Source organism: Microbacterium sp. AG790 (assembly GCF_003634765.1).
In the GTDB taxonomy this organism is placed as follows: Bacteria; Actinomycetota; Actinomycetes; order Actinomycetales; family Microbacteriaceae; genus Microbacterium.
Genome location: NZ_RBWZ01000011.1, coordinates 97,082 through 109,994, shown reverse-complemented (window position 1 = coordinate 109,994; position 12,913 = coordinate 97,082). Strand labels below are relative to the sequence as shown.

14 protein-coding genes are annotated in these 12,913 nt (G+C 69.7%); 9 read left to right on the top strand and 5 right to left on the bottom strand.

The window, feature by feature from the left end; translation table 11 throughout:
* Positions 1 to 33 precede the first annotated feature (33 nt).
* Genes murA through DEU37_RS12690 form a run of 4 tightly spaced genes read left to right on the top strand, consistent with a single transcriptional unit; the run spans position 34 to position 4,282 of the window.
* Positions 34 to 1,392 (top strand): UDP-N-acetylglucosamine 1-carboxyvinyltransferase, encoded by a 1,359-nt coding sequence (gene murA, locus DEU37_RS12705; RefSeq protein WP_005050187.1) that lies wholly within the window; start codon positions 34 to 36, stop codon positions 1,390 to 1,392.
* Positions 1,389 to 2,174, top strand: coding sequence for a 1-acyl-sn-glycerol-3-phosphate acyltransferase (locus tag DEU37_RS12700; RefSeq protein ID WP_121191006.1), 786 nt, complete (start codon positions 1,389 to 1,391; stop codon positions 2,172 to 2,174). Before murA ends, DEU37_RS12700 begins: the two co-directional genes overlap by 4 nt.
* Positions 2,164 to 3,300, top strand: a complete 1,137-nt coding sequence (locus tag DEU37_RS12695; protein WP_121191005.1) for an NAD(P)H-dependent glycerol-3-phosphate dehydrogenase — start codon at positions 2,164 to 2,166, stop codon at positions 3,298 to 3,300. The genes DEU37_RS12700 and DEU37_RS12695 overlap by 11 nt, the downstream gene beginning before the upstream one ends.
* Positions 3,200 to 4,282, top strand: coding sequence for a D-alanine--D-alanine ligase family protein (locus DEU37_RS12690; protein ID WP_121191004.1), 1,083 nt, complete (start codon positions 3,200 to 3,202; stop codon positions 4,280 to 4,282). Before DEU37_RS12695 ends, DEU37_RS12690 begins: the two co-directional genes overlap by 101 nt.
* Before the next feature lie 25 nt (positions 4,283 to 4,307).
* On the opposite strand, the gene DEU37_RS12685 is transcribed toward DEU37_RS12690, so the two are convergent.
* On the bottom strand, positions 4,308 to 4,787 hold the full coding sequence (locus DEU37_RS12685) for a DUF3515 domain-containing protein (RefSeq protein WP_259457285.1): 480 nt from the start codon (positions 4,785 to 4,787) through the stop codon (positions 4,308 to 4,310).
* A 22-nt stretch (positions 4,788 to 4,809) separates the two neighbouring features.
* Between DEU37_RS12685 and thiL the strand changes: the two genes are divergently transcribed.
* The gene (thiL, locus tag DEU37_RS12680; protein ID WP_121191002.1) at positions 4,810 to 5,793 is read left to right on the top strand and encodes a thiamine-phosphate kinase; all 984 of its coding nucleotides are present in this window, start codon (positions 4,810 to 4,812) and stop codon (positions 5,791 to 5,793) included.
* Positions 5,794 to 5,819: 26 nt separating this feature from the next.
* On the opposite strand, the gene DEU37_RS12675 is transcribed toward thiL, so the two are convergent.
* The 4 genes from DEU37_RS12675 to rsmD are packed head-to-tail and all read right to left on the bottom strand — an operon-like array spanning position 5,820 to position 9,298.
* Positions 5,820 to 7,199: a sensor histidine kinase KdpD gene (locus tag DEU37_RS12675; RefSeq protein WP_121191001.1), complete on the bottom strand. Its 1,380-nt coding sequence runs from the start codon at positions 7,197 to 7,199 to the stop codon at positions 5,820 to 5,822.
* Positions 7,196 to 7,876 (bottom strand): response regulator, encoded by a 681-nt coding sequence (locus DEU37_RS12670; protein WP_121191000.1) that lies wholly within the window; start codon positions 7,874 to 7,876, stop codon positions 7,196 to 7,198. The genes DEU37_RS12675 and DEU37_RS12670 overlap by 4 nt, the downstream gene beginning before the upstream one ends.
* Before the next feature lie 48 nt (positions 7,877 to 7,924).
* A complete protein-coding gene (locus DEU37_RS12665) occupies positions 7,925 to 8,680 on the bottom strand; it encodes a hypothetical protein (protein ID WP_183043686.1) in 756 nt (251 codons plus the stop codon).
* A 57-nt stretch (positions 8,681 to 8,737) separates the two neighbouring features.
* Entirely contained in the window at positions 8,738 to 9,298 is a 561-nt protein-coding gene (gene rsmD, locus DEU37_RS12655; RefSeq protein WP_121190998.1) for a 16S rRNA (guanine(966)-N(2))-methyltransferase RsmD, read from the bottom strand.
* Positions 9,299 to 9,374: 76 nt separating this feature from the next.
* On the opposite strand from rsmD, the gene DEU37_RS12650 reads away from it, so the two are divergent.
* From DEU37_RS12650 to rpmF, 4 genes are read left to right on the top strand one after another with little or no spacing between them, the layout of a single operon-like run.
* Complete coding sequence (locus DEU37_RS12650) at positions 9,375 to 11,552, top strand: ATP-dependent DNA helicase RecG (protein ID WP_121190997.1); 2,178 nt, start codon at positions 9,375 to 9,377, stop codon at positions 11,550 to 11,552.
* A gap of 35 nt (positions 11,553 to 11,587) precedes the next feature.
* Positions 11,588 to 12,085 (top strand): pantetheine-phosphate adenylyltransferase, encoded by a 498-nt coding sequence (gene coaD, locus DEU37_RS12645; RefSeq protein WP_005050208.1) that lies wholly within the window; start codon positions 11,588 to 11,590, stop codon positions 12,083 to 12,085.
* 52 nt (positions 12,086 to 12,137) lie between these two features.
* A complete protein-coding gene (locus DEU37_RS12640) occupies positions 12,138 to 12,686 on the top strand; it encodes a DUF177 domain-containing protein (RefSeq protein ID WP_121190996.1) in 549 nt (182 codons plus the stop codon).
* Between the two features lie 2 nt (positions 12,687 to 12,688).
* A complete protein-coding gene (gene rpmF, locus DEU37_RS12635; protein WP_005050211.1) occupies positions 12,689 to 12,898 on the top strand; it encodes a 50S ribosomal protein L32 in 210 nt (69 codons plus the stop codon).
* Positions 12,899 to 12,913 lie beyond the last annotated feature (15 nt).

Genomic DNA, 12,913 nt, shown 5'->3' with positions numbered 1-12,913 from the left:
CCCGTCCTCGACACACACTGTGAGGTCCGATCCATGAACACCCTTCTGAGCGCTTCGGCGTCGACACCGGCCGGAGGCGAGGTTTCGGTCCTCGAGATCCGCGGAGGACGGCCGCTGAAGGGGCGCGTCGAGGTGAAGGGCGCGAAGAACCTCGCGACCAAGGCGATGGTGGCGGCACTGCTCGGGGAGACCGAGAGCGTGCTGCGCGATGTCCCCGACATCAGCGATGTGAAGGTCGTGCGCTCCCTGCTGGAGGTGCACGGGGTCACCGTCACCGATGAGGGCGAAGGGGTCCTGCGTCTCGACCCGCGCGGTGCGGTCTCCGCGCACATGGAAGAGATCGACGCGCACGCAGGCGCGTCCCGTATCCCGATCCTCTTCTGCGGCCCGCTGCTGCATCTGCTCGGGCAGGCGTTCATTCCGGATCTCGGCGGATGCCGCATCGGCGACCGTCCGATCGACTTCCACCTCGACGCTCTGCGCGCCTTCGGCGCCACCGTCGACAAGCTGCCCAGCGGCATCCGGCTGTCCGCGCCGAACGGACTCAAAGGCGCGAACATCGCCCTGCCGTACCCCAGCGTGGGCGCGACGGAACAGGTGCTGCTGACCGCGGTGCGCGCGAAGGGCACGACCGAGCTGCGAAACGCCGCGATCGAGCCCGAGATCATGGATCTGATCGCCGTGCTGCAGAAGATGGGCGCGATCATCTCCTACGAGCCCAACCGCGTCATCTTCATCGAAGGCGTCGACACCCTTCGCGGCTACGACCACCGGAGCATCTTCGACCGCAACGAAGCCGCCTCGTGGGCGTGCGCGGCCCTGGCCACCGACGGCGACATCTTCGTCGGTGGAGCCAAGCAGCAGGAGATGCTCACCTTCCTCAACGTCTTCCGCAAGGTGGGCGGCGACTTCGACATCCACGAGGACGGCATCCGCTTCCGCCGCGGGGGAGCCCTGAAGCCCGTCGTCGTCGAGACCGACGTCCACCCGGGATTCATGACCGACTGGCAGCAGCCGCTCATCGTGGCCCTGACGCAGGCCGAGGGCGTCTCGACGGTGCACGAGACCGTCTATGAGAACCGTCTCGGCTTCACGCAGGCTCTGAACAAGATGGGTGCCGACATCGTCGTGCACCCCGAGGGCATCGCCAGCCCCGAGCGGCGCGTGGCGCGCCGCGCGCTGGAGCAGGCCGCGGTGATCACCGGTCCGACGCCGCTGCACGGCGCAGACGTGGTCGTCCCGGACCTCCGCGGAGGCTACAGCTATGTGATCGCAGCGCTGGCTGCGCAGGGGCGCTCGCGCGTGGCGGGCGTCGACATCATTCGTCGCGGATACGAGAAGTTCCTCGAGAAGCTCACGATCCTCGGCGCCGACTTCGACGTCGTCGGATGACGGGCGCCGCCCGCCCGGCACGCCGCCGGGCTTCCGCTGAGAAGACGCGTCCCTCCGTCTTCTGGCCGCTCGCGGCGATCATCGTGCCTGCCGTCGGATGGTTCGCGAAGATCGAGATCACCGGCACGGAGCACCTCCCGGCGGAGGGCCCCTACGTGCTCGCTCCGAACCACTACAGCGAGTTCGACCCGCTGATCATCGCCGTCGGCACGTGGCGAATGGGGCGCGCGCCGCGGTTCATGGCGAAGGAGAGCCTCTTCCGCGTGCCCGTGCTCGGAGCCGCCTTGCGCGCAACCGGTATGGTCCCGGTGGCACGCGCGTCGTCGTCGGCCGCCGCGAAGCAGACCCTTCAGCAGTCACAAGACCTCGTGACCCATGGTCGCGGCGTCATCGTCTACCCGGAGGGCTCGCTCACGCGCGATCCCGACATGTGGCCGATGCGCGGCAAGACCGGTGCGGTGCGTCTCGCCCTGGCAGCCGGCGAGCCGATCCCCGTGATTCCGGCGGCGACGTGGGGTGTGCAGCAGATCCTCCCGCGCTACGGCAAGCTCCGCCTCTGGCCGCCGCGCCGGCGCGTTCGTCTCGCCCTCGGACCGGCGACAGACCTGTCGGCGTTCACCGGCCCGGGTGCGACGGGATCGGCCAACCTCATCGCCGCCACCGATGCCGTGATGGCCGACATCTCGGCCCTGTTGGGCACGTTGCGCGACGAACAGCCGCCGACCGAACGGTGGAACCCCTCCGCCCACGGGCAGAACGAAACGGGTCGCCTTGACGCGTAGGGGCGAGTCGGCGTTGCCGCGGGTCGCGGTGATCGGCTCGGGCAGCTGGGGAACCACGTTCGGCAAGGTGCTCGCTGACGGCGGCGCCCACGTGGTGATGTGGGCTCGCCGCGCCGAGCTCGCGCAGGAGATTCAGGAAGGGCACCGCAACAGCGAGTATCTGCCCGGGATCAACCTGCCGCGCACGATGTCGGCGACGACGCACCTCTCGGAGGCGCTCGAGGGTGCCTCGCAGATCTATCTCGCGATCTCGAGCCAGGCGCTGCGACAGAACCTGAAGGCGGTGCGTCCTCTCGTGCGCGACAGTGACGCGCCGATCGTGTCGCTGATGAAGGGCGTCGAGAAGCGCAGCGGGCGGCGGATGAGCGAAGTGATCGCCGAGGAGCTGCACTGCGACCCGGCCCGCATCGCCGTCGCGTCCGGCCCGAACCTTGCGCTCGAGATCGCCCGGGAGCAGCCCACGGCAGCCGTCATCTCCTCCACCAGCCGTGACACGGCCGAGGCGGTCGCCCGGCGCGCTCGCAACGACTACTTCCGGACTTTCGTGAACACGGATGTGATCGGCACCGAGTTCGGTGGTGTGCTGAAGAACCTCATCGCCGTCGCGATCGGCATCGTCGACGGCGTCGGTTACGGCGAGAACACGAAGGCCTCCATCATCACGCGCGGTCTCGTGGAGATGACCGATTTCGCCGTGGCCCAGGGCGCGCAGCCGGAGACGCTGCAGGGGCTGGCCGGTCTCGGCGACCTCATCGCGACGTGTCAGTCTCCGCTGAGCCGCAACAACACCGCCGGGCGACTCCTCGGTCAGGGCTACAGCTTCCAGGACGTCGTGAAGCAGATGAACCAGACCGCCGAGGGACTCGCGTCGGTGGCACCGGTGCTGCAGCTGGCCCGCGCCTCCGGCGTCCAGATGCCCATCGTGGAACAGGTCAAGATGGTTCTGGACGGCACGATGAATCCTCGCGACATCGCGCCGCATCTGACCACCGACGACGACAAGCCCACGGGCGAGAGGACCCAGCATGGACAAAGCGGTAGTGGCGGTGCTCTTCGGAGGGCGTTCCAGCGAGCACGCGATCAGCTCCGCGACGGCGGGCGGCGTGCTTCGGGCGATCGACCGTGATCGCTTCGACGTCATCCCGGTAGGCATCACGCGCGACGGCGCGTTCGTGCTCGAAGACGACGACCCCGACAAGTTCGCGCTCAACCCGGAACGTCTGCCGGAAGTCGTCGACAACGGCACGCGCATCCTGTGGCCCGACTCCGTCCGCTCCCGTGAGCTGCGCGTTCAGGATGCCGACGGCATCCGCTCGCTCGGCGACATCGACGTCGTCTTCCCGATCCTGCACGGCCGCTTCGGCGAGGACGGCACGATCCAGGGCTTCCTCGAGCTGCTCGATCTGCCCTACGTCGGTGCCGGACTGTTGATGTCGGCGATCGGCATGGACAAGCACACCACCAAGAGCGTGCTGAAGGCTGCCGGCGTCCCGGTCGTGCCGTGGGTCACTGTCACCGAGGCGGCTCTGGCCCGTGAGAGCGACCTGTGGCAGCGGCGGATCCGCGCGCTCGGCCTTCCGGCGTTCGTCAAGCCGGCGCGGGCCGGGTCGAGCGTGGGCGTGTCGAAGGTGTCCGACTGGTCCGAGTTGGATGCCGCGCTGGCGACCGCGTTCGCCGAAGACGGAACGGTGCTGGTCGAGCAAGCGATCGTGGGCCGCGAGGTCGAGTGCGGCGTCCTCGCCGGTCGGGACGGCGCCGCGCCGCGCGTCAGCGTCGCCGGGGAGATCGTGATCACAGGGCGGGACTTCTACGACTTCGAAGCCAAGTACCTCGATGCCGCCGGTATCGACCTCGTCTGCCCCGCACAGCTGCACAGTGGCGAACTCGCCGAGATGCAGCGCGTCGCGGCCCGCGCGTTCGAGGCTCTGGGCGGCGAGGGACTGGCGCGGGTGGACTTCTTCTTCACGGGAACCGAGTTCTTCGTCAACGAGGTCAACACGATGCCGGGGTTCACGCCCATCTCGATGTTCCCGAAGTGCTGGATCGCGACGGGAATGAGCTACCGGGACCTCATCAGCGAGCTCATCGATCTCGCGCGCGTGCGCTGAGGCGCTCGGCTGTCGCGACGGCGCGTCAGGACGAGGGCCGGGCGATGCAGCTGCGACCGTCGGTGGGCAGCTGCTGCACGGCGGATGACAGTGCGCTGAGCACGTCGCGACCGCTCACCACGTCGTAGTCGAGATAGACCTGGACGGCAGGGGTCCGACCGAACGTCGTGAACCGATACTTGGGCGCCTCGGAGTCGTCCATGATCCAGTCGATGCCGTCCACCGTCTGGCAGACGAGAGCCGACGGGCCCGGGGCGTCGAGACCGCAGGTGAGCAGGACGCTGGCGGGGGAGCCCCAAGCGCCCGTGGCCTGCGCATCCGTCCATCGCCGCGGTTGCCCGTCGACGGTCGCGGGGAGCCTGGAGGTCACCTCGGCGCAGGCGGGATCGTTCGCGCCCTTCGCCGGTGTCATCGAGACCGTCGAGCTGCAGCCGGTGACGCCCACCGCGACGCCGAGAGCCAGCGCCACGGTCAGAGGGACGACGAGCAGGCGCGAGCGGAACACCACTCCAGGCTACCGTGGAGCGATGAGCACACCGATCGCGCCGACCGTCCGCGACCTCGGCGAGCGTGAGGTGCTGCGCCGCATCCTCGCCGTACTCGACGGGTCGTCGCGGGCGCTTCTCGGCCCCGGCGATGATGCGGCCGTGCTCTCGGCGCCGGATGGTCGCGTCGTCGTCTCGACCGACACGCTGGTGCACGGGCCCGACTTCCGGCTTGCGTGGTCGAGCGGGGAGGATCTGGGCTGGAAGGCGGCGGCGGTGAACCTCTCCGACATCGCCGCGATGGGCGCCCGTCCCACCGCGCTGATCGTGGCGCTCGCCCTACCCGATGACACTCCCGTCTCCTTCGCGGAGGATGTCGCCCGCGGGCTGCGGGAGTCCTGCGACACGCTCGCGCCCGGGTGCGCCGTGGAGGGCGGGGATCTCGCGGCATCCGACACCCTGACGATCGCCGTGACCGTGCTGGGCTCGCTCGACGGCCAAGCGCCCGTGCTGCGTTCGGGAGCACGGCCGGGTGACGTCGTCGCCGTCACGGGCGGGCTGGGCGCGGCGGCGCGGGGGCTGGCGCTGCTGTTCGACCGGTTCCGGGACGCCGAGGGCACACCCGTCCCGGTCGATCCCGTCGCGCTCAGCGCCTCCGAGCGCGATGACCTCGCGGCCCAGTTGCGCCCGCGTCCTCAGCTGGCGCAGGGACCGCGGGCGGCGCGCGCGGGGGCGACGGCGATGATGGACATCTCGGACGGTCTCGTGCTCGACGCCCGCCGGATGGCGGAGGCCTCAAGGGTACGGATCGATCTCAGCCCTGAGCTCGATGAGATGGCGCTGCACGGGGGTGAGGACCATGGGCTGCTCGCCTGCTTCCCACCGAATGCTCCTCTGCCGGACGGGTTTCGCCCCATCGGCGCGGTGTACGCCGATACGCAGCCGCGTGTGACCGTCGGCGGTTCGCCCTTCTCCGGCATCGGAGGATGGGACCCTCACCGTGATTGGGATGCGGGTCGCGGCTGAAGGCGTGTGTCGTCCTCGTCCCGCGCTCACGCCGTCGGCGCAGCGGACGGGTCCGGTGAGGCGACCGGCGCCGGGAGCGTGACACGGAAGGACGTTCCGCTGGGCTCACGCGGGCGGGCGATGATCTCGCCGCCCATGCGTTGCACGAGGCGCGCGGCGATCGACAGCCCCAGGCCGGAGCCGACCGCGCGCACATCCCGGTACCGCTCGCGCAGCAGCCCGCGGTCGAAGGCGTGGGCGGCGTCGTCCGCCGTCAGCCCGGGGCCCTCGTCGGCGACCTCCACGAGGACCTCGTTCGGAGCGAGCTGGCGTGTGTGCAGCGTGATCGTGGTGTGCGGCGGGCTGACGCGGAGGGCGTTCTCCAGGAGCCCGTCGATGATCTGGCGCAGACGGTGGCTGTCCGCGTGCGCCCGCGTCGGGACGAGGTCGAGCTCGAGTTTCACCTGAGCCGCCTCGGCCGTCGCACGCCAGGCACGAGCGGCGTCGGCCGCGATTTCGGCGACGTCGACGGACGAGGCGCGGACGGGGAAGTCGTCGGCTTCAAGCCTGGCCAGGGCGAGAAGGTCGCTGGTGAAGGCGGTGAGACGCACTGTCTCCGCGCGGAGCACCTCTCCCACCTCATGCGATCGATCGGGGGAGACAAGACCATCCGCGAGCGCCTCCGCGTAGCCCCGAATGGCCGTCAGCGGAGTTCTCATCTCGTGCGAGATCGACAGGAGGAACTCCCGCTGTCTCTCTTCGGAGCGCGTGAGGGCTGACGCCAGGGCGTCGAGCGCCGTCTCCACATCGGCGACTTCGGCGACACCGCTCGGGGGCAGACGCACTTCGCGATCGCCGGCGGCGAGGGCGCGCGCCGCGGTGGCGACGCGTATGAGCGGGCGCGAGAGGCGGCGTGCGGCGATGAGGGCGACCAGAACGGCCGCCGCGAAGCCGATTGCGAGCGCCGCGCCGAGAGACCAGAGCACGCGCGTGCTCAGCGAGCGCGCCGTGCGCACATCCTGCGCCGCGACCACGCCGGCGCCCGCCCCCGTGGGACGCCCCTCGACGAGATACGACACGCCGTCTCGGCGCACCTCCGTCGAGACGCTTCGCCCCTCTCGGACATCGGCGATCACCCGCGCGGGTACCACCGCGGCGGCCGATCCGATGACGATGCCCGTGGCCGGGATGGCGGCCACGAGGGGCTGACTGGCATCGGACACGCCGGACAGACCCTCGACGAGAGCGTCACGGGCGGCCGGTGACGCCGCCGCGAGACGATCGATCTGCGTGGCGAGAGCGGCCTTGGCCTCCGCGGCATCCGCCGTGGGGATCAGGGACACCGCGGCGAGCGCCGTCGCGCCGACGGCGATGACCGCCACGACCAGTGTCGCGATCAGGATCAAGCGCTGCAGCGGGCCCTTCACGAGACATCGAGGGCGTAGCCGATCCCTCTGACCGTGCGGATCGGGTCGGGGTGCCCGAGCTTGGCGCGCACTTGCGCGATGTGGACGTCGACCGTGCGGCTGCCCGAGACGTCCGCCATCGCCCACACCGCCGCCAGCAGCTGCGCTCGGGAGAACACCTGGCCGGGACTGCCGACGAGGTGCGCGAGCAGATCGAACTCGGTTGCGGTCAGGGTCACCGGCCGTCCGCCCACCGTGACCGCCCGCCGCGCGGAGTCGAGCGTGAGATGCCCGACCCGCACGGGGCCCGCCACGGCGGGGCGCTGGGCTCGACGGACGAGAGCGCGCACGCGGGCGACGAGCTCGCGGGGTGAGAACGGCTTGGTCAGATAGTCGTCGGCGCCCAGCTCGAGACCCAGCACCCGGTCGACCTCGCTGTCGCGTGCCGTCGCGAACAGAACCGGGGTCCAGTTCTGCTCCGCGCGCAAGTGCTGCACGAGGTCCAGACCGTCGAGCTGCGGCAAGCCGATGTCGACGACGGCGGCGACCGGCCTCAACCTGCGGATGTCGGCGAGGCCGCTTCGTCCGTCCCGCGACACGTGCACCCCGAAGCCCGCATCGACGAGGTACAACCGTGCGATGTCGGCAATGGACGACTCGTCTTCCACCACGACGACGAGCCCTCGACGTTCGTTCACCGCGACAGCGTAGACAGGGAGCTGATCAGATCGCTGGGAGACCGGTGCTCACTTCTTGTGCAGCGCCGAGCGGACGACGCTGAGGTCGTGCGTCGCGGACTTCGCCGCCGTGCGCGCCGAGGTGAGTGCCGTGCGCACCGCGCTGAGGGCGGCGTGGTTCGCGTTGAAGGCGGACGGGGTGACGGCGAGGGCTGCGGCTGCGACGCCGTCGGTCCCCTTCTGGACTGCCGCCAGTTGCGTGGTGAGATCCGACATCGCCGCCGCGGCGTCACCCGTGTCGGCAGAGGCCGTGTCGAGCTTGGACTGCAGCGACTTCTGCGCAGCCTCCGCGCGGGGCAGAACACGGTCGGCGAGACGATCCGCGCGCGCGGCGAGGCGGACCTGGGGGATGGCCACCGACATGACGCGGTAGTCCCGGTCGATGCTGCGGACGTCGGCGAGTGCCTTCGCGGCAGCCGTGTCGGCGGCGATCGTGCTCTGGAGGGTCTTCATCGCAGCGAGGTCGGTGTTCATGGTGGACAGGGCCGCCGCGCGATCGCTGTCCGACATCGACGTGTCGGCCGTGATCTTCGCGATCTCGGCGGTGAGGGCGGCAATGCGCGCCGTGGTCAGCGCGGCGCCGGCAGCCTGATCATCGGCCAGAGAAGAGGATGACGTGACATGCGGCGCTCGGGACGCGGGGTGGTGCGCGTGCGTCGAGGTCGAGGTCGGGTCATTCGTCGTAGCGGCGGACGCCGCCGACGCGGAAGCGCCCACCGCGACAGCGGCGATGGCAAAGGGGGCGATAACACGGGGGATTCTCATGACCACCACGATGAGCCACGTTTGTCAGGACGCAATGCGAGAAGTGTTCGGGTCGTGTCAGACGCGCACGCGCGCCCACCACACGGTCGTGTCGCCGTAGGCCTTCTCGCGTGTGAGTGTCAACGAGTCGGGAAGCGTGGGCGCGCCGGAACGTGTGGCCCGCTCGACGATGACGACGGCGTCAGGGTCCAGGCGTGCGGCGAGCAGTTCGAGGACGTCCCGCAGCTCGCTGTCCGCGAGGTCGTAGGGCGGGTCCACGAACACGAGATCGAAGAGCGTTGTGCCGCTGCGCAGAAAAACGTCGACGCTCACCCGATGCACGCGAATCGCGACGTCGGGGACCGCCGTGCCGACGGCGTGCGCGTTGCGAGCGGCGACGGCAGCGGCTCGCGCAGACTTCTCCACGAGATCGGCGGAGGCCGCACCCCGGCTGACGGCCTCGAGACCGAGGGCCCCGGAGCCGGCGTAGAGGTCGACGACGACGGCATCCTCGATGAGGCCCGCAGCATCCAGGGCGCCGAAAAGCGACTCCCGCACGCGATCGCTCGTGGGCCGTGTGCCGGCATCGGGAACGGTCAAGACAAGAGACCCCGCGAGACCGGAGATGATGCGCGTCACCGCTTCACGATAGCGCGACCGCTGCGCGGGTTCGCGTGGCGAACGGGGCGTCGGTAGGTCTGCATAGACTCGTCGCATGCCCGCGATCACGCTCGACACCGCCTTGGGCGACGCGCTGGGAGCGCCGACCGCGAAGCTGTTCGAGCGGGCATTCGGCATGAGCACGGTGGCCGATCTGCTGACGCACTACCCCCGGCGCTACGCCCGGCGCGGCGAGCTCACGCCGATCGATTCGCTGCCGCTCGGCGAGCAGGTGACGATCGTCGCCGAGGTGCGCTCGGTGTCGTCGCGGCAGATGCGTCAGCGTCGCGGCTCGATCCTCGAGGTCGTGATCAGCGACGGCGCGGGAGCGTTGACACTGACCTTCTTCAACCAGGCCTGGCGCGCCAATGATCTCCAGGTCGGTCGGCAGGGCATGTTCTCGGGCAAGGTCGGCCAGTTCCAGGGTCACCAGCAGCTGGCCCATCCCGATTACACCATCTTCGACGACGTCGACGCGGCGCGGTTGAACGCCGAGGCGCAGCAGCACACGCCGATTCCGATCTACCCGGCGACGAGCACCGTGGCGACGTGGCAGGTGCAGAAAGCCGTCGCGACCGTGCTGGCCGCGCTGGCGCCGATTCCCGACCCCCTCCCGGACGCTGTGCGCACGAACGAGGGGCTGTTGGATGCGACGACGGCCCTCCGGCGCATCCACATTCCGGAGAGCTTCGATCAGATCGACGACGCGCGACGAACGCTGCGCATGCACGAGGCGTTCATTCTGCAGACCGCGCTCCTCCAGCAGCGCGAGACGGTGCGGGCCATGGCGGCGACCGCGCGCCCGGCGGGCGAGCTGCTCCACGTCTTCGATGCCCGCCTGCCGTTCACGCGCACCGCCGACCAGGACGCGGTCGGCACGCAGATCGCCGCCGATCTGGAGGGCCCCTGGCCGATGAACCGTCTGGTTCAGGGCGAGGTCGGTTCGGGCAAGACGCTGGTGGCGCTGCGCGCCATGCTGCAGGTCGCGCAATCCGGTGGTCAGTCGGCCCTGATCGCCCCCACCGAGGTCCTCGCGGCGCAGCACGTCCGCTCGATCGCCCGGATGCTGGGACCACAGCTCGCGCCGGAGCTGATGCCCACGCTGCTGACCGGGCAGTTGCCCGCCGCCGAGCGGCGGAAGGCGGCACTGCGGGTCGCGTCGGGACAGGCGCGGATCGTGGTGGGCACACACGCCCTGCTGAGCGCGTCGACGACGTTCGCCGACCTCGGTCTCGTCGTCGTCGATGAGCAGCACCGCTTCGGAGTCGAGCAGCGCGAGACGTTGCGCGCGAAGGGAACCGCGCCGCACGTCCTGGTGCTCACGGCGACGCCCATTCCGCGCACCGTCGCGATGACCGTCTTCGGGGACCTGGATGTTTCCACCATTCGGACCATGCCGACCGGGAGGGCAGGGATCACGACGCACGTGGCGCCGCTCGCAGAGAAGCCCGGGTGGTTCGCACGCGTGTGGGAGCGCGCCGCAGAAGAGGTCGCCGCTGGGCACCAGGTCTTCGTCGTCTGCGCCGCCATCGATGCCGAAGCGCTCGGCACCCCGGCAAAGGATGCCGCGGACGACCAGCCGGTCGATGTGGGCGCCGTCGAGGGCGAACAGCCTCGCACCCGATGGGGAGTCGTCCAGGTCGCTCAGATGCTCGCCGGCATCCCCTCCTTCGACGGCCTGCGGGTCGAGATCCTGCACGGCAAGATGCCCGGGGAGCAGAAAGACGCGGTCATGCAGGCCTTCGCGGCCGGGCAGATCGACGTGCTCGTGGCTACCACGGTGGTGGAGGTCGGCGTCGACGTTCCCAACGCCTCCACGATGATCATCATGGAGGCCGATCGATTCGGCGTCTCGCAGCTTCACCAGCTTCGCGGCCGGGTCGGCCGTGGTGCGGTCGCCGGTCTGTGCCTGCTGGTCACAGAGGCGCCGGAGGGGACCCCGGCCCGTTCGCGGGTGGAGGCGGTCGCCTCCACGACGGACGGCTTCCTCCTCGCCGAGATCGACCTTGAACTCCGCGGCGAAGGCGACGTCCTCGGCGATGCGCAATCGGGAGCACGGACGTCGCTCCGGCTTCTTCGCGTCGTACAGGATGCCGACCTGATCGCACGGGCTCGCGCGGCCGCGGAGGACGTGTTGTCCGGCGATCCGACGCTCGAACGTCATCCGGGGCTCGTCGCGGCGATCGAGCGGCGCGTCGGACAGCAGGAACGCGCAGCGCTCTCCAAGAGCTGACGGCGCCGGAGTGCGGCCCCGCTAGGCTTGGCGGCATGAACAACCGCATCGCGGTCGTCCCCGGTTCGTTCGATCCGCCGACCCTCGGTCATCTCGACGTCATCCGCCGTGCGGCCGCTCTGTATGACGAGCTGCACGTCCTCGTGGTGCACAATCCGGGCAAAGAGGCGATGCTGCCGATCGCGCAGCGGCTCAGTCTCCTCGAGCAGTCCATCGCCGAAGAGGGCGTCGAAGGCAATGTCGTCGTCGCCTCGTGGAGTGTCGGTCTCCTCGTCGATTACGCGCAGGACGTCGATGCGGGCGTGCTGGTCAAGGGCATCCGTTCGCAGATCGACGTCGCCTACGAGACTCCGATGGCGATCGTCAACCGGCACCTGGCCGAGATCGAGACCGTGTTCCTGCTGCCCGACCCTGCGCACGCGCTGGTGTCGAGTTCGCTCGTGCGTCAGGTTGCCGCCCTCGGCGGCGACGTCTCACCGTTCGTCCCCGGGCCGGTCGCCCGCTTCCTCGACACGGGAGCGCGGGCGGGCTGACGGTCTCGGCTGCCCACGAGGCGGCTACCATTGCGTGGTGGTCAGAAAGCATGTGAGCGGTCCATTCGTGTTCCCGGTGCGCGATATCTCGCATCGCGCGGGAGAGATGCGCGAGTTCGACATCGAGGTCCCTGCGCCGGCGAAATGGGGCGAGGGTCTCGTGTCCGTTCCTGAGGGTGAGCCCATCGAACTTGCGGTCCGTCTCGAGTCTGTTCACGAGGGCATTCTGGTGACGGCCGAGATCGACACCGAGTACACAGGCGTGTGCGGCCGATGCCTCACCGACATCGCCCGGCCTGTCGAAGTCGAGTTTCAGGAGCTCTTCGGGTATCCTGGGACCGAAGCGATCGACTTCGAGGTTCAAGACGACCACGTGGATCTTGAAACTCTCGTCAGGGATGCGATCGTCCTCTCGCTTCCATTCCAGCCGGTGTGCCAGCCGGACTGCCCGGGGCTCGACCCCATCACGGGTGAGAGGCTGGCCGCAGGAACCGTGCCGGAGATTCCGATCGACGAGCGCTGGGCCGCGCTGAAGGCCCTCACCCCAGACCCTGATGACGAGGCCGCGAGCCGCGTCGCCACCGATACAGAGAAGAGCTAGCCATGGCAGGTAACCCCCCGAAGCGGAAGGTCTCCCGCTCCAACACTCGTTCGCGTCGCGCGCAGTGGAAGGCCGAGGCCCCCACGCTCGTCAAGACCGTCGAGAACGGCAAGGTCGTCTACAGCCGTCCCCACCAGGCGAAGGTCGTCACCGACTCGCAGGGTACGGAGCTGTTCCTCGAATACAAGGGCCGCAAGGTCGCTGACATCTGATCGCGGCGGCCATCT

What these genes read in the sequence shown, in the direction of transcription:
- murA (WP_005050187.1), top strand. Translation starts at nt 34, where the DNA reads ATGAACACCCTTCTGAGCGCTTCGGCGTCGACACCGGCCGGAGGCGAG.
- DEU37_RS12700 (WP_121191006.1), top strand. Translation starts at nt 1,389, where the DNA reads ATGACGGGCGCCGCCCGCCCGGCACGCCGCCGGGCTTCCGCTGAGAAG.
- DEU37_RS12690 (WP_121191004.1), top strand. Translation starts at nt 3,200, where the DNA reads ATGGACAAAGCGGTAGTGGCGGTGCTCTTCGGAGGGCGTTCCAGCGAG.
- thiL (WP_121191002.1), top strand. Translation starts at nt 4,810, where the DNA reads ATGAGCACACCGATCGCGCCGACCGTCCGCGACCTCGGCGAGCGTGAG.
- DEU37_RS12665 (WP_183043686.1), bottom strand. Translation starts at nt 8,680, where the DNA reads ATGAGAATCCCCCGTGTTATCGCCCCCTTTGCCATCGCCGCTGTCGCG.
- DEU37_RS12650 (WP_121190997.1), top strand. Translation starts at nt 9,375, where the DNA reads ATGCCCGCGATCACGCTCGACACCGCCTTGGGCGACGCGCTGGGAGCG.
- coaD (WP_005050208.1), top strand. Translation starts at nt 11,588, where the DNA reads ATGAACAACCGCATCGCGGTCGTCCCCGGTTCGTTCGATCCGCCGACC.
- rpmF (WP_005050211.1), top strand. Translation starts at nt 12,689, where the DNA reads ATGGCAGGTAACCCCCCGAAGCGGAAGGTCTCCCGCTCCAACACTCGT.